This window comes from Aquimonas sp. (assembly GCF_044377145.1).
Taxonomy (GTDB): domain Bacteria; phylum Pseudomonadota; class Gammaproteobacteria; order Xanthomonadales; family Xanthomonadaceae; genus Aquimonas.
In genome coordinates, this window is record NZ_JBILJQ010000001.1 from 230,336 (window position 1) to 250,407 (window position 20,072).

Sequence of the window (20,072 nt, forward strand, 5' to 3'; positions counted from 1 at the left end):
TCGAGCAAATGCTCTAGCCTCGCGGACTACGGTCCGGCCACACTCGAAAACCCCGCAAACCCGCGCTGCTGCTCGCTGCAGCGCACCAAATAGGTCACCTCGTGTACGACTACATCATCGTCGGCGCCGGTTCTGCCGGCTGCGTGCTGGCCAATCGTCTGAGCACCGATCCCGACTGCAAGGTGCTGCTGCTGGAGGCGGGCCCGCGTGATTGGCATCCCTTCATCCACATGCCCGCCGGCATCGCCAAACTGGTCGGCAAGAAGAACGCCAACTGGGACTATTCGACCGAACCGGAAGCCCAGCTCGGTGGTCGTCGACTGTGGTGGCCACGCGGCAAGGTGCTCGGCGGCAGCAGTTCGATCAATGCGATGTGCTACACCCGCGGCCATCATCGCGACTACGACGAATGGGAACAACAGGGCGCGCGCGGCTGGAACTGGGCCAGCGCCCTGCCCGCCTTTCGCCGCGCCGAAGGCAACGTGCGCGGCGCCAGCGCGTTTCACGGTGGCGACGGTCCGCTGTCGGTGTCCGACCACCTCTATACCAACCCGCTATCGCACGTGTTCGTCGAAGCGGCCCTGCAGGCTGGCCACACCGGCAGCGATGACTTCAACGGCGCGCTGCAGGAAGGCTTCGGCTTCTATCAGGTGACCCAGAAGCGCGGCGCGCGCTGCTCAACCGCCGTGGCCTATCTGAACCCGGCGCGTGATCGTCCCAACCTGACGATCCTTACCGGAGTGCTGGCCGACAAAGTGCTGTTCCAGAACGGCCGTGCGGTCGGCCTGCGCTACAGCCGCGGCGGTCGTCCGGTCGAAGCCCACGCGGCGCGCGAGGTGCTGCTCTGCGGTGGCGCGCTGAACTCACCGCAGCTGCTGATGCTGTCGGGCGTTGGCCCGGCCGATGCGCTGCGTCAGCACGGCATCGGCGTGCAGGTGGATGCGCCGGGCGTCGGTGCCAATCTGCAGGATCATCTCGATATCTGCACCCTGACCCAGGCCAGCAATCGGCTGAGCTACGACACCTTGAGCGACCTCGCCGTGGCCTGGCAGTACTACCTCTTTCGCAAAGGCCCGGGCACCTCCAACGTGGCCGAGGCCGGCGGCTTCCTGCGCTCGCGGCTGGCCGAGGACGAGCGCCCCGATCTGCAGTTCCATTTCGTGCCGGCGATGCTCGATGACCACGGCCGCAATCGCCTGCCCGGCAGCGGCTACACCCTGCATGCGTGTTTTCTGCGGCCGAAGAGCCGCGGCCATCTCGCGCTGGCCTCGACCGATCCGCGCGCCAAGATCCGCATTCATGCGAACTATCTCGGCGATGTCGAAGGCTTCGACCTCAAAGTGATGGTGGAAGCGGTGCGCATCTCACGCGAGATCCTCGCCCAGGCCGCGTTCACGCCCCATCGAAAGCACGAGCTGATGCCCGGCGAAGCGGTTCAGGACGAGGCCGGAATCGTCGATTTCATTCGCCGCAAGGCCGAGACCATCTACCACCCGGTCGGCACCTGCCGGATGGGCGAAGACTCAAGCGCTGTGGTCGACTCCGAACTCCGCGTGCGCGGCGTCGAGGGCCTGCGCGTGGTCGATGCCTCGGTGATGCCGAGCTTGATCGGCGGCAATACCAATGCGCCGACGGTGATGATTGCTGAGCGCGCCTATGAGCTTATCCGCGGCGTGGGTTGAGCTGTCTCATTCGCATCGTTGGAGGCGTGGGTGGCGCGCCGGGAATCGGGAGTGGGTAATCGGGAATCGGAAGAGCAGCAAGCGCCGCGAGATTGCAGTCTCGCGACAGCCCGGCTTCCAACCATTCCCGATTCCCCACTCCCGATTCCCGGCTACTCAAGCACCGGCGGCAATGGGCATCGCAGATACGCACACACTGTGCGCAGCAGTTCGCCTTCTTCAAGGCTGACGCGTTGGTCGTGGGTGATCGCGACCACCATCGCTTCCAGCAGCAGGCGCTTACCGGCGGGGTCGATACGGTCGAGTTTGGGCAGGGCCTGGTCGAGCCGGTGCTGCCAGTTCGCGGGCGTCATGTATGGCCTGGCTTGCTGTGGCAGCGCGGCATGCAGAGCTGACAGGTAGGCGCGACGGGCAGTGGCTTCACTGTCGTGGCCGTACCAGGCCAGCACCGCGAGCAGATCAGCGGCGGCGTCCGCGCAGTCGTTCAACTTCAGCAGACGCGCGCGAGCACGGGCCGAAGGGTGCAGGTTGTCTTCGATCTGGCGCGACAACAGCAGGCCGGTGGCGTACTCGAACAGCTCCAGCCGGCCGTCGACGTGGATCAGGGCCTCCACCGTCTCACCGAGTTTCTGCTGACCCGTACGCCCAAGATGCCGAATCGGCCCCAGCGCCAGCAGCAGCACCGGCAGTCGCAGTGCCGGATGCAGGCCGATCAGCAGCGCGGCCTCGACCGGCACCGTCTGCGCAGCTTCATTCCCCAACAGCTCGCGGACTGCGTGCAGCTGTTGCCCGCGCAGCTGTTCCTCTCGATCGAGCAGCAGCGCGAGCAGCAGAGCCTGCGCGCGTTCCGGCACCTGCAGGGCGGAGTTGATGGCCGCTGGAATCGCCGCGCGCAGGCTGCCGGCACGCTGGAAATCCTCACCGCTCGGAGTCGCCACCTGTTGCACCACCCGCTCGACCTGCAGCGGAATATCGGAGCTGCGCGCAGGCAGTGGCTCATGCGAAGGCGTGCTGAAGCCCAGCGCGATGTCTTCTTCCAGCCCGTGCGGCGGCTTCATCGCCCACTGCGCGCGCAGCCGATCCAGTTCCTGCGGGTTGAAGCCGGGCTCCAGCGCCTGGATACGCGCATGCAGCGGCGGATGGGTGGCGAACAGGCTGGAGAAGCCCATGCCGTCACCGAACAGCATGTGGGCGACTTCTTCGGTGTCGCCGGCCTGCAGCTTGGAGCCCGCCTGCAAGCCGCCGATCTTCTTCAGTGCACCGGCGATGCCTTGAGTCTGCCGGGTGAACTGCACCGCGGAAGCATCGGCCAGAAACTCGCGCTGTCGTGAAACCGCCGCCTTGATCAGGCGACCGAAGAACAGCCCGACATAGCCCACGATCATGAGCACCACCGAGATCGCGATGATCGGCGCTGCGTTCTTGCTGTCGCGACCGCCACGGGTCAGCTCGAGCACGCGCGCGCCGATCACACCCAAGGCGAGGATGCCGAACAGCAGACCCATCAGGCGGATGTTCAGACGCATATCACCGTTCAACACGTGGCTGAACTCGTGGGCGATCACGCCCTGCAGCTCGTCGCGATTCAGATGCAGCAGCGCCCCGCGGCTGACCGCAATAGCAGCATCACCGGGCGCATAGCCGGCGGCGAAGGCATTGATGCCGGGCTCTTCGTCAAGCACAAAGATCGCCGGTACCGGCACGCTGGAGGCGATCGCGATCTCCTCCACCACATTGCGCAGCCGACGCAGCTCCGGATCACGGGTGTCTTCAGAAACCTCGCGCCCACCCATTGAACGCGCCACCGCTGCACCCCCGCCACGCAAACTGGCAATACGGAACAGCGAGGCCGCGGCAATCACCGCCAAGGTGCCCACCGCAGCGACCAGCAGCAGCCCGGCCCGATCAAGCGCAAGCCCGACCGGGCCGCCCACGGCCTGCAGTTCCTCCGGTTTGGCGCCGAACAGCAGCATCAGGTAGATGCCACTGCTGACAGCCAGCACCGTACCTGTCACAGCCGCGGCAAACAGCAGTAGCAGCCGATGCGACTGCACCCGCGCCTGCGCCTGGCGCTCGAAAAAATTCATGCGGGAGATTCCCAGACCAGGGCGATCATCGAACACGGCCCGCGGCTTGAGCTCAAGCCGCGGGCACCGGACATGCTTGAAGTCAGAAGCTGACTTTGGGTGCTTCGCGCTTGTGCGCTTCGTCCGCTGCGATCCCCAGCAGTGCCGCCTGCTGGAAGTTGAAAGCATTGGCGATGAAGCTGCTCGGAAACACCTCGCGCCTGTTGTTGAACGACATCACCGCATCGTTGAACGCCTGCCGCGCGAACGCGACCCGGTTCTCGGTCGAGGCCAGCTCTTCGGTCAGCTGCGCCATGTTGGCGCTGGCCTTCAGATCGGGATACGCCTCCGACAGCGCGAACATCCGCCCCAACGCGTTGCCGAGGCTGCCGTCAGCGCTGGCCAACTGCTGCATCGCGGCCGGGTCGCCCGGGTTGCCCTTGGCAGCACCCAGGCCCGCCATCGCCGAGTTGCGCGCCTGGATGACCGCTTCCAGCGTTTCGCGCTCGTGCTTCATGTAGCCCTTGACCGTCTCGACCAGATTCGGGATCAGGTCAAAACGCCGGGTCATCTGCACGTCGATCTGGGCGAAGGCGTTCTTGTAGCCGTTGCGACCGGTGACCAGACCGTTGTAGATGCCGATGGCCCAAGCCACCGCCCCCAGCGCCACCAGTACGATCAGCAGCAGCAGTCCCAATACGATGCTCATCACGATGCCTCCTCCAATGGGTTCAGCTGTAGTTTCGGGTGCCGGATGCGTGGCGTGCGCCGCTCACCTCCACGCGGAGTGCGCGGGCTAGAATGCGCAATCGAACCCAGCATACGCAGCCCGTGTCGCCCACGAAACCCAGACCCGATGCAAGCACGAGTGTGACCGTCGCGATCCGGCGCACCTTGTGCGTGCTGTTGATGTGCACTGCCAGCGGCGCGTATGCCGATGTGGCGCAGTCGCCGGCGCGTCAGCCCACGATCGAAGTCAGTGCCGCGGCCGCGCGCGCCGAAGCCTCGGCCCGCGAGATCGAGCGGCTGGCCGAGCGGCTGGTTCGCGAGTTTGGCGTGGTCGGCCTTGGGGTCAGCATCGTGTACGCCGACAGCGTGCTGCTCGAACGCGGCTTCGGTGTAGTGCAGGCCGGGCGTACCGAAACGGTTGAAGCCGATACCGCTTTCCGCCTCGCCTCGCTGTCCAAGGCATTTGCCGGAACCTTGGCGGCACAGCTCGTGGACGAAGGCGCGCTCAGCTGGGACACCCGCGTTGCGGATCATCTGCCGGCGTTTCGCCTCGCCAACGCCGATGCGGCGCTCAACACCACCACCGCCGATCTGCTCAGCCACACGGTTGGCCTCGGCTTCCACACCTTCGACCGCGAACTCGAAGGCAACGAGCCCTATCCAGTGCTGGCCTCACGCCTGGGCGAGGCACCCATGCTGTGTCCGGATGGTCGTTGCTATGCATACCAGAACATCGCTTTCAGCCTGATCGGTGATCTGGCTTTTGCGGTCACAGGCGATTTCTACTCGCACCTGGTCGAAAAAAAGATCTTCCATCCACTGGGCATGTATGGCGCGACTTACGGCCGCGAAGGCCTGGAGTCCAGCGCCAGCTGGGCGCGCCCGCATGTGATGAGCGGCGGACGCTTTATCGGGCTGCGTCCGAAAGAGAACTATTACCGCGTACCTCCGGCGGCAGGTGTCAATGCCAGTGCAGCGGACATGTCGCAGTGGCTGCTCGCTCAGATGGGACGGCATCCAGAGGTGCTGTCGCCGGAGCTGCTGGCAACCATCCAGAAGCCGCGAGTGGAAACCCCCAGCGAGATCCGCGCGGTGCCATGGCGCCGCGAGCGCCTGCGCAGCGCGCACTACGCGCTGGGCTGGCGCGTGTACGACTACGCTGGCGAGAAGCTCGTGTTCCATGGTGGCGCGGTGCAAGGCTATCGCGCGGCGATCGGCTTTCTGCCAGAACGCGGCTTCGGCATCGCCATTCTGTCGAACTGCGAATGCCGACTGCCAAGCGCGCTGCTGCCAATGGCGCTGGACAGTGCACTGGGCTTGCCCCGCACTGATTGGCTTGAGCTCGACAAGCAGCCGCGCCGGCGGCGTCGCTGATAGCGCACCCCGTATCAGACCACGCGCGCCCTGTGCTGGCCTGACACACGCGTGCTGCATGCGTGGCGAATACCCAAAAGAAAACCCCGCCGGTCGCAGTGCGACCGTCGGGGTTTGTGTCTACGCATCGCGCAAAACTCTGCGCGACGCACAGCAGCAAGTGCAGGACTCAGGAAGCCGCAGGCGCTGGCGGCGGCACCAGCGGAGCAGCCGGCTTCTTCTTGGCAGCAGCAGGCTTCTTGGCGGGAGCCGCCTTCTTCGCCGGTGCGGCCTTCTTGGCAGCAGCAGCCGGCTTCTTGGCCGGAGCAGGAGCAGCAGCCTTCTTGGCCACAGCGGGCTTCTTGGCAGCAACAGGTTTCTTCGCGGGCGCAGCCTTCTTCTCTGCAACCTTCTTGGCCGGAGCAGCGGCCTTCTTCGCTACGACCTTCTTGGCCGGAGCAGCAGCCTTCTTCGCCACGGCCTTCTTGGCCGGAGCAGCAGCCTTCTTCACTACGGCCTTCTTGGCCGGAGCAGCAGCGTTCTTCGCTACGGCCTTTTTGGCCGGAACAGCGGCCTTCTTCGCGACAGCCTTCTTGGCCGGAGCAGCGGCCTTCTTGGCGGGAGCAGCAGCCTTCTTCGCTACGGCCTTCTTGGCTGGTGCAGCGGCATTCTTAGCAGCGGGTTTCTTGATGGCCATCGTCAGGTTCCTCGTCAGGTTAAATCGCAGTACTTCACAACACGCTTCCTGCGGCGCGGACATCCGATTCCGTCGCCACTCCAATCCCGGACACCGCGTCCGGTTCCGCGCCGGGGCCCACTCCGTGGACACGCAGCCGGGCTCTGCCAGCGACACGATGCCGCTGTTCCAATCCGTATGGGTGGACGACGCGGCAGCAAACCGCGTCAGCGAGATCCGGACCAACTTTCGGCCGCGGCACCGGGAACCTGCGACCTTCCGCATCGTTCCGGGCAAGCGTGTTTTCCAAAGAGAACGCGGCCTCTTCCCCGCGAAGGGAAACGCAGACCGAAGCCTGCTTGATGCCGTTTCGATGGCTAGTCGTGTTCGCCGCCATGTGTTCTGTTCTTGACACGCTGCGCGAAAGCTAATCAGCGCTTTTCGCAGTGTCAACAGAGCACACGCAATCGCAGCCCGAAAACCTCAGGCTGGATGCGGCTATCGCAGTGGATGCCGGCGTCGAAAGCCACATCCGCGCGAGCAAATCTGCTTTGATCCGTATCAGAACGACCATCGCGCAAGCCGCATTTTTGCTGGCTTCGCGCGTTGGTGCATCGTACAAACGAAAACAGCGGGGCAGCCGCGCGCGCGCAACATGAGGTTGCCGCAACGACGCCGCGTTGTTTATCGACAATGCAGGCTCGCAGACGGTGTTGAACGCGAAAATGCGCAGACTTGCGCGGGCTCGCAGCCGATTCGACGCACGCCATCGGGCGTCATCGCGCATCGCTCGCACGGTCGCGCATGTGTTCCGACGCGTAGCGACGCGTGTCGTGGTGTGGTCATGCATCGCCGCCGAATCGAATGCGGAACCTCAGTACACCGAATCCGAAGCCAGCGCATCCGCTCATCGACTTCAGCCGCATCCACCGCAAACGAAGACGGGACGGTCGATTGACCGTCCCGTCCATGTGTCTCGAAGCGCAGAGGGCAAAGCGCCCTGTGCGCGGCGATCACTCTTCGATCAGCTCGGCGTAGTCGTCCGGGCTCAGCAGCTCGTCGAGCTGGGCCGGGTCGGACGGCTGCAGCACGAACAGCCAGCCCTTGCCGAAGGCATCCGCATTGATCGCCTCGGGCGCATCGGCCAGCTCTTCGTTGACCGCAACGACGGTGCCGGACACCGGCGCATACACATCGCTCGCCGCCTTCACCGACTCCACCACTGCGACGCCGTTGCCGGCCTCGAAGGTGTCGCCGATACCGGGCAGCTCGACGTAGACCAGGTCACCCAGTTGGGCCTGTGCGTGCTCGGAAATACCGACGGTGACGCGACCGTCGTCCTCCAGCCGCGCCCACTCGTGGGACTTCAGAAATTTCAGATCGCCGGGAATCTCGCTCATTGAACTGCTCCTTGGCAGACGGAGGCTGCGGGTGTGGGATGGAGGGGCGTGCAGTGGATCGGTGAGGCCGTGTACCGATGCCGCGCGAGTTTATCAGCGTGCGCGGCGCCGGCTCGCCGTGGTCGGCTCAGATGCCTGGGCAAGGTTTGCCCTCGCGCACGAAGGGCGGTGTGACCTGACGCACGGCAACATCGCGGCCGCGGATATCGACCGCAAGCGCACCCGGCTCGCCAGCCGGAACGCGTGCGAACGCGATCGCTTTTCCCAAGGTCGGCGAGAACGTTCCCGACAGGATCTCGCCGTCGCCATTCGCCGTACGCACGATCTGGCCGTGCCGCAGCACGCCCTTGTCGTCGAGCACCAGTCCGATCAGCTGCCGCGGCACACCGGCCGCACGCTGCGCTTCGAGTACAGCACGACCGATAAAGTCGCGACCTTCGTCGAGGCTCACCGTCCAGGCCAGCGCGGCCTCCCACGGCGTGACGGTCTGGTCCATGTCCTGTCCATACAGATTCATGCCGGCCTCCAGCCGCAGCGTGTCGCGCGCGCCGAGGCCTGCGGGTTTGACGCCGGCATCCAGCAAACGGTCCCACAGCGATACTGCGTCGGTCTCGGCAACGATGATCTCGAAGCCGTCTTCGCCGGTGTAGCCGGTGCGCGCGACGAACAAGCCGTCGGCGTCCACGGCAACAAACTTTCCGATCGCCTCGACCGCAGCCCGGCCTTCCGCCGAGAGCAATCCGAGCACACGCTCACGCGCGTTTGGACCCTGCACGGCGATCATCGACAGCTCGGGACGCTCGCGCACTTCGACCTCGAAACCGGTCACCTGCTGCTGAATCCAGGCCATGTCCTGATCGCGCGTGGAGGCGTTGACCACCAGCCGGAAGAAGGTCTCGGACAGGAAGTACACGATCAGGTCGTCGATCACGCCGGCCTCGGCGTTCAACATGCACGAGTACAGCGCCTTGCCGGGCTTCTTGAGCTTGTCGACCGAATTGGCCAGCAGCCGGCGCAGGAACGGGCGCACCTGCGCGCCATGCAGGTCGATCACGGTCATGTGCGAGACGTCGAACATGCCGGCATCGCGTCGCACCTGGTGGTGTTCTTCGATCTGCGAACCGTAGGCAATCGGCATGTCCCAGCCGCCGAAGTCGACCATGCGGGCGCCGAGTTCGCGGTGTCGGGCGTTGAGAACGGTCTGCTTGCTCATGATGTCTCCGGTCGTGGCTGGCGGGGGTCGGCAGCGAGGCCCGGCATTATCGGCCTTCGAACGTGCAGGTAAACCCTTCGCCGCCGTACTGCATCCGAGCTCGTATGCTGACCGCCATCACCCCTGAACTTGGCACCATGTCCCACGCCGCCGCACGGGCCGCCCCCGACCGCGACGACCCGCTGGCCGATCAGGCGCGGCGCGCCGCTGCGGGGGATGTGCTCGCCTTCGAAAGCCTGTATCGCAGCCAGCACCGGCGTCTGTTCGGCGCGATCTGGCGGATCGTCGGCGGGGTCGAGGCGCGTGCCGAGGAACTGACCCAGGACACCTTCATCCGCGCCTGGCGTGCCCTGCCCGGCTTCCGTTTCGAATCCGCGGTCGGCACCTGGCTGCATCGGCTGGCGGTCAACACCGCCCTGATGGACCTGCGCAATCGGCGCGATTGCGAAGACCTGGAGATCGACGACGCTGGCTTGGCCGAACTGGCGGGATCGCATTGCAGCAGCGACCACCGCATCGATCTGCAGGCGGCGATCAATCAGCTGCCGGCGCGCGCGCGCGCTGTTCTGGTACTGCACGATATCGAAGGCCTGACCCACGAAGAAATCGGCAGCGCGCTGTCGATCGCCGCGGGCAGCTGCAAGGCCCATCTGCATCGGGCGCGCCAGCATCTGCGGCGCCTGTTGGGAGACCACCATGAGTACAGCTGACAACAACGATCTCCACGCCGACACCGGCGGCGGCGACAACCGACTCGATGCGCCGCTGCTGCGCGCGCTGCAATCGTTGGCGGTGGAGCGCAGCCCGCAGCGCGAGCTGTGGCCGGGCATCGCTGCGCGCATCGGTGTGCCAGTCGATACCGGCAGCGTCGGCGCAACGGCCGCGCTCGCCCCCAGCCTGCGCCGCGCTAGTCGGCGTCCGCGTCGCGCGCGGATGCTGCAGACCGTGTCCGCCTGCGCCGCACTGGTGCTGGTCGCCGTGCTGGCGCTACCCCAGTCCAGGCTGGCGCCGGCAGGTGACCGGCTCAGTGAGCTGCTGTTACGCAACGCTGAGGCGCTGGATCGCGAGTACGCGGCCGCCTTTGTGCAGCTGGGCGAGGCGGACGTGCCCGCACCGCTGCGACCCGGCCTGCTGGCGCTGGATGCCGAAAGCGCGCGCATCCGCAGCGCGCTGCAGCAGCAGCCGCAGCAAACTCGTTTGCTTGAACAGCTCAAACGCACCCATGAACGCAAACTGCGCCTGCTCAGGCGCGGCTTGGAATTGACGGCCTGAATCGCCGCCCTCGCTACGGCTTATCGCATCGCACCGGAGAACACCATGTCGCATCCGTCCCTGTCGAAACTGCTGAGCGCGCTGACGCTCACTCTCGCCCTGCCCTGCGCGCACGCGCAGACCGCCATCGATGAAACCCGCGCCATCAGTGCCGATGCGCGTGTCGAAGTCCACAACCTCAAAGGCAGCATCCGCATCGTCGGCACCAGCAGCAGCGAGCTGCGTGTCAGCGGCGAGTTGGGCGACCAGGCCGAACTCAAAGCCATCGGCAACGACCCCGACTCGGTCGAGGTCCGGGTGGAGTACCCGAACAGCTCAGGCTGGGGTTGGGGTGGCCGCGGCGGCGATACGAGTCTGGTGGTCGAAGTGCCGCTCGGCGTGCAGTTGGATGTCTCCGCTGTCAGCGCCGATATCGACATCAGTGGCATCTCCGGTGAGCAGCTGGCAGCCGAGTCGGTCAGCGGCAATATCCAGGTGCGCGACAGCGGGCCGGAGCGATTGAATCTGAGCACGGTCAGCGGCAGCCAGACGGTCGAGACCGCCGCCGTCAAACTGCAGCTGGAGTCGGTCAGCGGCGAGGTCAGCGTGCAGGCCAGCCGGGCTGATCAGCTGGGCTTGGAAACCGTGTCGGGTGCGGTCGATATCGTGCTCGCCCAACCGGCGCGCGACATCCGTATCGAGACCGTCTCCGGCAGCACCAGCCTGCGCGGCGGGCCCAGCGACGGCGGCAGCCTGCGCGCGGAAACCCTCAGCGGGCGCCTGCGCATCGAGCTGCCGGCAGCGACTTCAGCGCGGATCACCGCCGAGAGTTTCAGCGGGCGCATTCGCAGCGCCGTTGGCACGGTCGAGAAGGAGGAGTTCGGACCAGGCTCCAGCCTGAGCGGCGAGCTCGGCGATGGCAGCGCACGGATTCAGGTCGAGACCTTTTCCGGCGCACTGGAGATTCTCGTCGACGGCCGCTGAGGCGCTGCGGCCGTCGGACCCGACTTGACGCAGCCTCGCTCAGCAGCGCTGCAAACGCTGGCGCAGCAGCAGTTGCGAGCACAGCGGCCAGACCAGCAGCCAGAACGGCAGCCAGCCGATCAGCGCATGACTGCCGCGCAGCTCGGCGAACAGCAGCAGGGCGATCAGCCCTGACCAGGTCCACAGCCGTAGCGCTGACTGCAGCATGGCCAGCGGCGCCAGCGCGCTCGGCGTGTCGACGGCAGACGCAGACGGGGCGACAGGAGCAAGCAGGGTTCGGTGACGAAGAAGGGACATGGCGGACTCCGCGGTGGCGACTGCGGGCAAGCCTGCTGACCCCGGTTCTCAGCGGCTGAGAATGACCTCTAGCGAAGTTCTCAAACCTCGCGGGCGCGCGCCTCGTATTCGTCGAGCGCGGCCACAGTCGATTCGCGCCCGAGTTCGATCAGCTCCGACGCCCGCCAGAACTCGTAGAAGGCGCAGCGATCGCGCGGCATGCGGATCAGCAGCTCGGGCGGATCCAGGGCCAGCTGCATCCGCGAGATCTGCGCCTGCATGGTGTCGAGCGAGCGCCCCATCAGATCGATCAGGCCGGGCTTTGCCGTCTCCGGCTCCACAGCGGTTTCGCGTGCGTCGGTGAAACTGCTGGCAATCGATTCGATCAGGGCGCTGATGCGCGCGCGATAACCGTCGGACTCAGACGTGACCGTTGGCGCAGGCGGTGCTTTGCGCGGCTCGCGCGCATTCCATGGCCGCGACGGCGGGCCGTTGACGTCCACCGCGATCACCAGGTCCGAACGCACCTGCCGACTGGCGGCAATCGGCACCGGCGCCAGCAGGCCGCCATCGACCAGGTCGCGGCCATCGATACGGTACGGGGTGAAAATCATCGGGATGGCGATCGAGGCGCGGATGGCGTCGAACAGCGGCCCGCGGTTGAGCCAGATTTCGCGCTGCGCGCGGATGTCGGTGGCCACCGCCGTGAACGGAATCGGCAGGTACTCGATGCTGTGATCGCCGACCAGATCACGCAGCGCACCGATGAGCTTGTCGCCACGGATCAGGCCCGGAAAACCGAATGAGAAATCGAGCAGGCGCAGGACATCGGTGCGCTCCAGTGCGCAGGCCCAGTCGCGGTAGAGATTCAAGCGTCCAGCTGCGTGGATGCCGCCAACCAAAGCTCCCATCGATGAACCGGCGATACCGGAGAACCGGTAGCCACGCTCGACCAGAACCTCGACCACCCCGATGTGCGCCAGCCCGCGTGCACCGCCTGCGCCCAGCACCAGCGAAACCCGCGGACCGGCGGGCTCAGTCGCCATACGCCGACGCCGCCAGCTTCAGCAGGATCCGGGCCTCCTGACGCAGCGCCGGTGGCGCCAGCACTTCGGCGTCGGGGCCGTACTTGAGGATGTCCATCAGCAGTTCGCGCGGGTTGCTGTAGGGCAGTTTGAGCTCAAAGCTGCCGTCATCGAGAAAGCGGCCTTCCTGTTTGGAGTGCCAGTGCTCCTCGGCCACCCAGCGCGCGGCGTGCGCCGAGAAGCGAATGGTGGCCACGGCTTTCGGCGCGCCCGAGAAGATCCCGTAACTCGACGACAGCTGTTGGTCAAGTTCGGCTTCGGCCATATCGATCGCCGGCGTGTCGCTGACGCGCGGGCTGCGGATGCGATCCAGCGCGAAGCTGCGCAGGCCTTCGCGCTCGTGGTCGAAGGCATCCAGATACCAGTGATTGCGGTAGTGGCTCATGCGCTGCGGCGACACGGTGCGGCGGGTGGGGGTGTCGGTCGAGCGCGCGCGGTACTCGAACGACAGCCGCTTGCGCTCCAGCACCGCGCTGGCCACCGCGCGAAAACTCTGCTGCTCCAGCGGCCGGGTGCCGTGGCCGAGCACACGGACGCGCTGCAGCGGCCAGCGCTTGCCGCCGCTTTGTTCGGCAAGCAGCGCATCGATGCGCGTTCGCAGCGGCTCGATCGCTTCCGAAAGCACGCCGCCACCGGTGCGTTCCAGCAGCTGCTGTGCCGCCAGCAGCGCGTGCAGTTCATCGGAAGACAACCACAGACCCGGCAGTTCGAAGCGCTCGGCTTCGTCGGCCACGTACCAGAAACCGGCGGGCTCATCGCTGCTTTCGATCGGTGCGCCCAGGCCGTCGCGCAGAAAAGCGATATCGCGATAAAGCGTGGCGCGCGAACAGCGCAGCTCATCCATCAGCCGCTGTGCCGAAACCGGATAGCGCGCGACTTTCAGCACGCGGTGCAGGGTGAGGGTGCGTTCGTGTCGATCCATGGGTCGCTATTCTGCCGCAGCGCCGCAGGCGTTGGGCGAGCGGGCCGCGTATGCTGCGGCGCCTTCCGTCCACCATCAGAACAGCCATGCCCGTGAAGACGCTGCCGCTCTGCCAGAAACCTGAGATGCCCCGCCTCGCACTCGGAGTGATCTCGCTGCTGATGAGCGCTGCTTCCAGCGCCGCTGTCTTCATCGTCGACAGCGCCGAAGACAGCGGCAAGGGCAGCCTGCGACAGGCCCTGCTGAACGCCAATGCAGCCGCCGGTCCGCACACCATCAGCATCGAAGTCCCAGGCACCGGCGTGGTGCTGAGCCTGGCCTCTCCGCTGCCACCGATCAGCGCGGGCGAGCTCAGCATCAGCGCCTTGGCCAGCCCCGGCTTCAGCATCGATGGCGGAAACCTGCACCGGATCTTCGAGGCAACCAACGGCAGCACCCAAGTCAGCCTGAGCGATCTGCGCCTGCTGCGCGGCCGCGCCACCAGCGGCGGCTGCGTATTGGGCCGCAATGCGCTGGGCTTCAGCCTGCGCCTGGAGCGCATGCGCTTCGAGGACTGCAGCGCGCAGAACGGGGCCGGGCTGGCCGCTGGCGGCGCGGTACAGAGCTTCGGCCAGAGTCTGGAGGTGATCGACAGCCGCTTTCTGCGCAACAGCGCGGTCGGCCAAAGCAGCCGCGGCGGCGCGATCAACAGTGATGCAGTCAGTCTCGATCTGCGCGACAGCCGCTTCGAAGACAACAGTGCAGGCATCAGCAGCGGCAGCCTGACCCGCGAGGGCGGAGCCATCGCCCTGGTGGGCAGCCGGGTCGACGTGGCCTTCGTGCGCGGCGCCCGCTTCACCGGCAACACCGCAGGCAGCGGCACCGGCGCCAGCGGCGGCGGCCTGTTGGTCAGCTGCGAAACCTGTTCGGTGCAGCTCGAAGCCAACTACTTCGGTGCGAACACGGCGGGAACGGGCGGCGCTGTGCGAGTGCTGCAGGGCTTCTCCGGCGGCAACGGCGTCGAGCTGCGGATCGTCAACAGCAGCTTCGAGCGCAATGTGGCCAGCGCCAGCGGCGGCGCCCTGCAGCTGTCGAACACCCTGCTCGACATGCGCCACGTCAGCCTGCAGCGCAACCGCGCCGCCAACGGCGCGCACTTGGCGACCAGCACAGCGTTCGAGCTCAGCCGACTCAGCAATGCGCTGTTCGCGGCAATCGACAGCAGCCTCGGCACCACCGCCTGCCAGCTGCTGGCGGCGCCCGCCGCACCGGGCCCGCGCAGCGGCAATCTGTTTGCTGACATCAGCTGCGGCGCCTTGAGCGCCAGCGGCTCGACCAGCCTGCCGATCGGCACCCTGGGTGTGCTGGATGTCGCCGATGACGCGCTGCCGGTGCTGGTGTTCGACGCCGGCAGCGCGGTGATCGACGGCGGCGCCAGCGCCGGCTGCCTGACCGACGACGCGCGCGGCAACGAGCGCCCGATCGATGGCAATGGCGATGGCGATGCGGTGTGCGACCCCGGTGCTTTCGAGCACGCCGATCTGAGGATCTTCAGCAATGGCTTCGAGGCGGGGCTGCGCTGAAGCACGTCGGCTGCGGTCAGGGCGCGAGCTGTTGTCGAGTCGAACGGACAGCCCGAGACTGGAGAGTAAGCTCACGCATGGCCTCCCCGGCTGTAGTTGGCGATGAATCCTCGGCGACAGCTCGAATGGAAGCGCCGAACATCGGCTTGCCGAATCTGTAACTTCGATTTAATGCGGAGCGCCACAGCATGCGCGCACTTCGTCTGCCGCCGATGCCACCGTGCCAGCTCCAGTTCGCCCAAACGCCCTCCGGCCAGCCCCGTCCCGATTGACTGCCGCCGTGCGCGACGGCCGTGGTCTGGCCATCGTCATCACCTTCGTCGTGCATGTGATGATCCTGGCCTGGCTGCTGCAGGCCGGCCAGGTGCGCCCGCGAACAGAGATTGAGGACCACACTCTGCTGGTCGAATGGCTGCCGGCAGATCCCGCACCGCCGGCGTTGCCACCACCGCTGGCAATCGCCCCGACCAGTACGCGCAGCAGCCCGCCACAGCGACCGCCACCGCGCCCCGAGCTGATCGAACCCGCGCTCGGAAATCCCGATGCCGGCCCGGACATCGAGCCCTGGTCGGCAACTCCACAGTGGCAAGGTCGCAGTCTGAGCAGCCAGATCGAAGGCTGGGCCCGCGATGGCCAGGATGCTCAGCTGGCGCCCTCGGACCCGCTGAACCCGCGCTTCCGCATTCCGGGCCGCGAAGAAGCCTTTGTCGAAGGCTTCCATGTGCGCGAAGAGCTGAGTGCAGCGGACGTGGTCAACATCGTCGGCAGATTCCTTGGCGGCGGTGAAGGACTGACCTGCGAGGACTTGCGTCGCAAGATGCGCTCGGACATCAGTGACGCCGAACGCCGCAAGTTGATCCACGACGAGCGCCAGATCTGCCGGCGAGGGCAGGCGGGGACGTATCGGTGAGCTTGGGATTCGGGATTCGGGATTCGGGATTCGGGATTCGCAGCCGGCGAGATTGACTGCCCTGGAACTTCGGGGGCTGCTGGCAGGCGAAACGCGCCCAGCCCGCCGGCTCTGAATCCCGAATCCCGAATCCCCGATCCCCCAACTACCGCTCCAACCGATAGTTCACCGACGCCCGGTTCTCGCGCTCGCTGGTGTCCAGCTGAACGTTCCAGATCTCGCTCAGCAGATACTTGACGCTGAACACCTGGCCTTCGCCAAACAGTGCCACGCCGTAGCTGATGTAGAGCCGTGGCGACAGGTACTTGCCGACGGTGAGCGCCGCGCCGCCGAGCGCGGCGGATTCCTCCACACCCGCCTGGTCAAGGCCCAGTCGTGCACCCAGCCGCTCGGCCAGCAGATTGCCGCCCGCGCCCAGCGCCGCAGCGGCCGCATTCAGCTGCTCGCCCTCGCCTCCACGTGCCGCGCGCATCGGCCGCCCGAGCACCAGGTAGGACAGCACATCGGCCTGGTCCAGCGCCGGTTCGGACCACAGCCCCAGCTGCGGCGCGGCGCCGGTGCCAGTCACGCGGATTCCGACCTTGACCTGTTCCAGCTGCCGCTCAGCGCGGATATCCAAGGCCGGGTTATCGAGCGGCGACTGCGCGAAGGCCAGCCGGCCGCGGGTGATGTCGAGATCCTGCCCGTAGGCTTTGTAACGCCCACTGACGTTCAGGCTGCCGCTGCCGCTGGTGGCGCGGCCCGGTCGATCGCGCACCCGCAGTTCGCCGGTGACTGTGCCAGTCAAACCGAATCCCTGCAGGCGCACGTTGTCGCCCAGCACGAGCCGAAGATCGGTGTCGAGCAATTGCGCGGCAGCGTTCTCGGCTCGGGTTTCGGCGGGATCGAGCACCACGACATCGGCGCTGACCTGGGCACTGCCCTCGAAGCGGTCGAGGCGCACTTCGGCGCGCGGAACCTCAACCCGACCGCGCAAACGCAGCAGGTCGCCGCGCTGCTCGATCGTGAGTTCCGGCGAGGCCTCCAGTTGCAGCTGCGGGGTGTCGGACACCAATACATCGCGGCCGTCGATACTGAGCTGCAGCAGCGACTCGGCCTGCGCCGACCAATCCAGACGTCCGCTGCCGCGCAGCTCGCCGCCCGAGATCAAGCCGAAACTCAAGGCCGCGGTCTGCGCGCTGAGCAGATCCAGCTGCAGAAAGCCGGCGCTCGGGCTGATGCCCAGCGCCGGCAGCTCGGCGGCGAAATCGGCGACGCGCAGGCCGCCGCTCAGCTGCGGTGAATCGCGCGTGCCGGCGATCTGGAAATCAGCGTTCAGCCGGCCCGAAGGCGCCAGCAGTGCGCCGGCAGAGATGAGTTCCAACGCACGCAGACTGTCAAGATCCAGAACCAGTTGCCCGGCCAGCGCGCCGTCCGCCTGCAGGGGCCGCTCCAGCGACAGCTGGCCATCGATGCGGCCGGCCTCGCCCAGGCTCCCGGCCATGAGCAGTTCGAGGCGCTCGGGGCTGCCGTCGATATCCACCCGCAGCTCGCGCCAAGCCAACAGCGTGCGCAGATCCGGGTCCGTCACCGTGAGCGCGCCGGCAGGTGCCTGCAGACTGCCGCTCAACTGCCAGCGCTCGCGATCGCCGCTGGCCTCGATGCGCCCCTGCAGGCCGCCCTGCCAGCGCCACGGCATCGCCTCATCGCTGGCATTGCCAAGCAGTGCACCGGGCAACGCGAGCGGCAGGCCGTCCAGCTCGATCGCGATGCGGCCGGCGCGATCCTGGCCCCAGTCGGCTTCGACACATAAACGGCCGAGCAGATCGATCTCGCCCGCCACGCCGCGCCGCGTGCGCTGGCCCTGCAGGCAGAGTGGATCCAGCCGCAGGCGTGCCGGGTCGACTGACAGTGCCACCGGCTCCACCAACGCCCAGTCGCCGGTGGGGCTGCGCGGTCGCGAGGAGATGAACTGCAGCTGCTGCAGGCGGCCCAACCAACGCGAATCGTCCGCGCGCCAGCCGCCGCTGAGCTCGATGCTGAGACTGCCTTCTGGGGTCTGCAAGGCGATGTTGAGCGCATGGGCTTGGACGTCGCCGCGCAGATCGAGGCCGACATCGCCGAGGGCCGCGCCGGTATTGCGCACGCCGCTGCCGCGCAGCTGCATGCGCAGCGGGGCATTGGCGCCGCGGCCCAGGGCGCCGCTCATGATCAGCGTGTCCAGGCTCAGCTCTGCATAGGTCAGCGGCCCGCCTTCGAGCGCGATCTGCAGCTCGGGTGCATCGAGGCTGCCGGCCAGATCGAGCCGACCACGCACATGGCCGGAGGCCTGTGCGTCGAGGCTGGCCAGATCCAGCGGCCGCAGATCGATATAGCCGCCGAGCGCTCTCTCCAGACGCAGATCCGCGCGCAGATCGCTCGCGCCCCAGCGCAGGGTGGACTGCAGCTGGCCGCGGTCCAGCGCAGTCCACGCCAGCGCGATCTCGCCCTGCAGCGGCTTGCCCTGCAGTTCGCCCTGCAAGCCCTGCACATCCAGACTGCCTTCGGTGGCAGTTTCAGAATAGCGGCCACGGCTGTCGAGCTCAGCCGACAGCGTGCCCGGCCAGGCCGGTGCCAGCAGGCCCGGATCGAACGCCTGCAGCTGGGCACGAATGTCCCAGCTCAGAACATCGGCCCATTCGATCCGGCCGTTGGCGAGCAGGCGTCCAACGCCGCTGCTCACGCTCAGCTCGGTCAGTTCGGCCGCGGTGGCCGACAGCAGCACCTTGCCCTCCACGCGGCCGGCAAGCTCAGCGCGCTGCAGGGAGAGATGGGGCTGCAGCTGCAGCGCCGATAGCGGTCCCTGTGCCTGCAGCGCACCGTCGATGCGCAGCGGCGCGCCCTCGGCTGAGGGCAGCTCAAGCGCATCGAAACGCGCAGCCAGCGCAAGCGCGGGCTCGTCGCCGGCCAGTTCCAGCCAGCCGCTGAGCTCGGCCTTGCCTGCGCCTTGGCTGATGCGCAGGCTATCGACCTTCAGGCGCGACCCGGCATAGCCCATCTGCGCTTCGTCGAGCTTCCAATCGACGCCGTTGATAGACACCTGCCCGCTCAACGCGGCCTGGCCTAGATCACCCTGCCCTTCCAGGCTGAGCGCGCCCACACCCGCCGGCCACAGCGGCTGCAGCGCCGAGGGCACCTTCGGCAGCGCCAGCCGCAGCGTCCAGTCCGGCCGCGGCAGGCCACCGGCCAGGTCGATATCCAGCTGAACATCCTCGGCATCGGGCAGACGCAGGCGCAGCTGCGCAGCGCTCAAGCTGCCGTCGACGCGAACAGTGAAGGCCTGCGCGTTTTCAAGCCCGGCCCGCCACTGGCCATCGAGACTGAGATCGCTGCGCCAGTCGGCAGCGGTATCGATGCTGCCGCGAGCGCTCAGCTGAAGCATCGGACTGTCGAGAGCGAATGCCGCCAGCTCGATCCGCCCGGCCTCGATCGCGCCCGCCATGTTCAGCGACTGCGCCTCGAACAGCAGCGCATCGGCGGCGCCCACCACGCGCAGATCGCGCAACTGCAGCGCGGCGATGTCGATCGGCAGGGGCAGCTCGATGACCGGCAATGCATCGGGCAGCTGCAGATCGAACACGCCGCGCTCGGGCTCGACTTCAGCGGCAGCCGGCAGCTGCAGACGCAGGCCCTGCGCGTCCACCCGCTGCAGCTGCAGTCGCCCGCCGACCAGGGGCCGCAGCCCCAGATCGAGTTCGAGCCGATCGATGTCCAGCGCCAGCCCATCAGCGCGGTACTGCAAGCCTTCGACCACCAATCCATCGGCAATGCTGCCCTGCACGCGCTGCCAGCTCAGCGCCTCAGCCGGCAGCATCGCAACCACGCGATTGAGCAACAGCGTGCTGCCACGCTCGCTGCCGAGCAGACCTGCCAGCACCAGAACAACAGCCAGCAGTGCGGCTGCGCTCAGACCGAGTGCCCAAAGCAAAAGGCGCCGCCGGCGGC

Annotated in this window: 16 protein-coding genes; 7 read left to right on the plus strand and 9 right to left on the minus strand. The window is 66.9% G+C overall.

The genetic code is table 11. The annotated features are described in order from the left end of the window. The first annotated feature begins 101 nt into the window (after positions 1-101). Positions 102-1,682, plus strand: a complete 1,581-nt coding sequence (locus ACIQ7H_RS01035) for a GMC family oxidoreductase (protein WP_395787455.1) — start codon at positions 102-104, stop codon at positions 1,680-1,682. Between the two features lie 152 nt (positions 1,683-1,834). Here the strand turns inward: ACIQ7H_RS01035 and ACIQ7H_RS01040 are convergent, their stop codons facing one another. Then, on the minus strand, positions 1,835-3,769 hold the full coding sequence (locus tag ACIQ7H_RS01040; RefSeq protein WP_395787457.1) for a M48 family metallopeptidase: 1,935 nt from the start codon (positions 3,767-3,769) through the stop codon (positions 1,835-1,837). Positions 3,770-3,851: 82 nt separating this feature from the next. Next, positions 3,852-4,457 carry a LemA family protein gene (locus tag ACIQ7H_RS01045; RefSeq protein ID WP_395787459.1) on the minus strand — a complete coding sequence of 202 codons (606 nt, stop codon included), beginning with the start codon at positions 4,455-4,457 and terminating at the stop codon, positions 3,852-3,854. 161 nt (positions 4,458-4,618) lie between these two features. Between ACIQ7H_RS01045 and ACIQ7H_RS01050 the strand changes: the two genes are divergently transcribed. Then, entirely contained in the window at positions 4,619-5,851 is a 1,233-nt protein-coding gene (locus ACIQ7H_RS01050; protein ID WP_395787461.1) for a serine hydrolase domain-containing protein, read from the plus strand. Positions 5,852-6,020: 169 nt separating this feature from the next. Here ACIQ7H_RS01050 and ACIQ7H_RS01055 read toward each other — a convergent pair whose 3' ends face one another. The 3 genes from ACIQ7H_RS01055 to gcvT form a co-directional block, all read right to left on the minus strand. Continuing rightward, positions 6,021-6,527, minus strand: coding sequence for a hypothetical protein (locus ACIQ7H_RS01055; RefSeq protein WP_395787463.1), 507 nt, complete (start codon positions 6,525-6,527; stop codon positions 6,021-6,023). 992 nt (positions 6,528-7,519) lie between these two features. Further along, positions 7,520-7,906, minus strand: coding sequence for a glycine cleavage system protein GcvH (gene gcvH / locus ACIQ7H_RS01060; RefSeq protein ID WP_395787464.1), 387 nt, complete (start codon positions 7,904-7,906; stop codon positions 7,520-7,522). A gap of 127 nt (positions 7,907-8,033) precedes the next feature. Beyond that, complete coding sequence (gene gcvT / locus ACIQ7H_RS01065; protein WP_395787466.1) at positions 8,034-9,119, minus strand: glycine cleavage system aminomethyltransferase GcvT; 1,086 nt, start codon at positions 9,117-9,119, stop codon at positions 8,034-8,036. Positions 9,120-9,223: 104 nt separating this feature from the next. Here gcvT and ACIQ7H_RS01070 point away from each other — a divergent pair, with 104 nt between their 5' ends. The 3 genes from ACIQ7H_RS01070 to ACIQ7H_RS01080 are packed head-to-tail and all read left to right on the plus strand — an operon-like array spanning position 9,224 to position 11,354. Beyond that, positions 9,224-9,829, plus strand: a complete 606-nt coding sequence (locus tag ACIQ7H_RS01070) for an RNA polymerase sigma factor (protein ID WP_395787468.1) — start codon at positions 9,224-9,226, stop codon at positions 9,827-9,829. Then, on the plus strand, positions 9,816-10,391 hold the full coding sequence (locus ACIQ7H_RS01075) for a hypothetical protein (RefSeq protein WP_395787470.1): 576 nt from the start codon (positions 9,816-9,818) through the stop codon (positions 10,389-10,391). The genes ACIQ7H_RS01070 and ACIQ7H_RS01075 overlap by 14 nt, the downstream gene beginning before the upstream one ends. A 45-nt stretch (positions 10,392-10,436) precedes the next feature. Further along, positions 10,437-11,354: a DUF4097 family beta strand repeat-containing protein gene (locus tag ACIQ7H_RS01080; RefSeq protein ID WP_395787472.1), complete on the plus strand. Its 918-nt coding sequence runs from the start codon at positions 10,437-10,439 to the stop codon at positions 11,352-11,354. Positions 11,355-11,393: 39 nt separating this feature from the next. On the opposite strand, the gene ACIQ7H_RS01085 is transcribed toward ACIQ7H_RS01080, so the two are convergent. From ACIQ7H_RS01085 to ACIQ7H_RS01095, 3 genes are all read right to left on the minus strand, one after another. Continuing rightward, complete coding sequence (locus tag ACIQ7H_RS01085) at positions 11,394-11,651, minus strand: hypothetical protein (protein WP_395787474.1); 258 nt, start codon at positions 11,649-11,651, stop codon at positions 11,394-11,396. 80 nt (positions 11,652-11,731) lie between these two features. Beyond that, entirely contained in the window at positions 11,732-12,676 is a 945-nt protein-coding gene (locus ACIQ7H_RS01090) for a patatin-like phospholipase family protein (protein ID WP_395787476.1), read from the minus strand. Next, positions 12,666-13,637: a helix-turn-helix transcriptional regulator gene (locus ACIQ7H_RS01095; RefSeq protein ID WP_395787478.1), complete on the minus strand. Its 972-nt coding sequence runs from the start codon at positions 13,635-13,637 to the stop codon at positions 12,666-12,668. The genes ACIQ7H_RS01090 and ACIQ7H_RS01095 overlap by 11 nt, the downstream gene beginning before the upstream one ends. A 125-nt stretch (positions 13,638-13,762) precedes the next feature. On the opposite strand from ACIQ7H_RS01095, the gene ACIQ7H_RS01100 reads away from it, so the two are divergent. Continuing rightward, positions 13,763-15,199, plus strand: coding sequence for a choice-of-anchor Q domain-containing protein (locus ACIQ7H_RS01100; protein WP_395787480.1), 1,437 nt, complete (start codon positions 13,763-13,765; stop codon positions 15,197-15,199). A 280-nt stretch (positions 15,200-15,479) separates the two neighbouring features. After that, positions 15,480-16,109, plus strand: coding sequence for a hypothetical protein (locus tag ACIQ7H_RS01105; protein WP_395787482.1), 630 nt, complete (start codon positions 15,480-15,482; stop codon positions 16,107-16,109). 145 nt (positions 16,110-16,254) lie between these two features. Here ACIQ7H_RS01105 and ACIQ7H_RS01110 read toward each other — a convergent pair whose 3' ends face one another. Next, positions 16,255-20,055, minus strand: coding sequence for a translocation/assembly module TamB domain-containing protein (locus tag ACIQ7H_RS01110; protein WP_395787484.1), 3,801 nt, complete (start codon positions 20,053-20,055; stop codon positions 16,255-16,257). Positions 20,056-20,072 lie beyond the last annotated feature (17 nt).

Bases quoted from the DNA above. Each gene is read 5' to 3' on its own strand.
- ACIQ7H_RS01080 (WP_395787472.1), top strand. From the start codon at position 10,437: ATGTCGCATCCGTCCCTGTCGAAACTGCTGAGCGCGCTGACGCTCACT.
- gcvH (WP_395787464.1), bottom strand. From the start codon at position 7,906: ATGAGCGAGATTCCCGGCGATCTGAAATTTCTGAAGTCCCACGAGTGG.
- gcvT (WP_395787466.1), bottom strand. From the start codon at position 9,119: ATGAGCAAGCAGACCGTTCTCAACGCCCGACACCGCGAACTCGGCGCC.
- ACIQ7H_RS01045 (WP_395787459.1), bottom strand. From the start codon at position 4,457: ATGAGCATCGTATTGGGACTGCTGCTGCTGATCGTACTGGTGGCGCTG.
- ACIQ7H_RS01100 (WP_395787480.1), top strand. From the start codon at position 13,763: ATGCCCCGCCTCGCACTCGGAGTGATCTCGCTGCTGATGAGCGCTGCT.
- ACIQ7H_RS01085 (WP_395787474.1), bottom strand. From the start codon at position 11,651: ATGTCCCTTCTTCGTCACCGAACCCTGCTTGCTCCTGTCGCCCCGTCT.
- ACIQ7H_RS01055 (WP_395787463.1), bottom strand. From the start codon at position 6,527: ATGGCCATCAAGAAACCCGCTGCTAAGAATGCCGCTGCACCAGCCAAG.
- ACIQ7H_RS01070 (WP_395787468.1), top strand. From the start codon at position 9,224: ATGCTGACCGCCATCACCCCTGAACTTGGCACCATGTCCCACGCCGCC.
- ACIQ7H_RS01095 (WP_395787478.1), bottom strand. From the start codon at position 13,637: ATGGATCGACACGAACGCACCCTCACCCTGCACCGCGTGCTGAAAGTC.
- ACIQ7H_RS01090 (WP_395787476.1), bottom strand. From the start codon at position 12,676: ATGGCGACTGAGCCCGCCGGTCCGCGGGTTTCGCTGGTGCTGGGCGCA.
- ACIQ7H_RS01040 (WP_395787457.1), bottom strand. From the start codon at position 3,769: ATGAATTTTTTCGAGCGCCAGGCGCAGGCGCGGGTGCAGTCGCATCGG.
- ACIQ7H_RS01075 (WP_395787470.1), top strand. From the start codon at position 9,816: ATGAGTACAGCTGACAACAACGATCTCCACGCCGACACCGGCGGCGGC.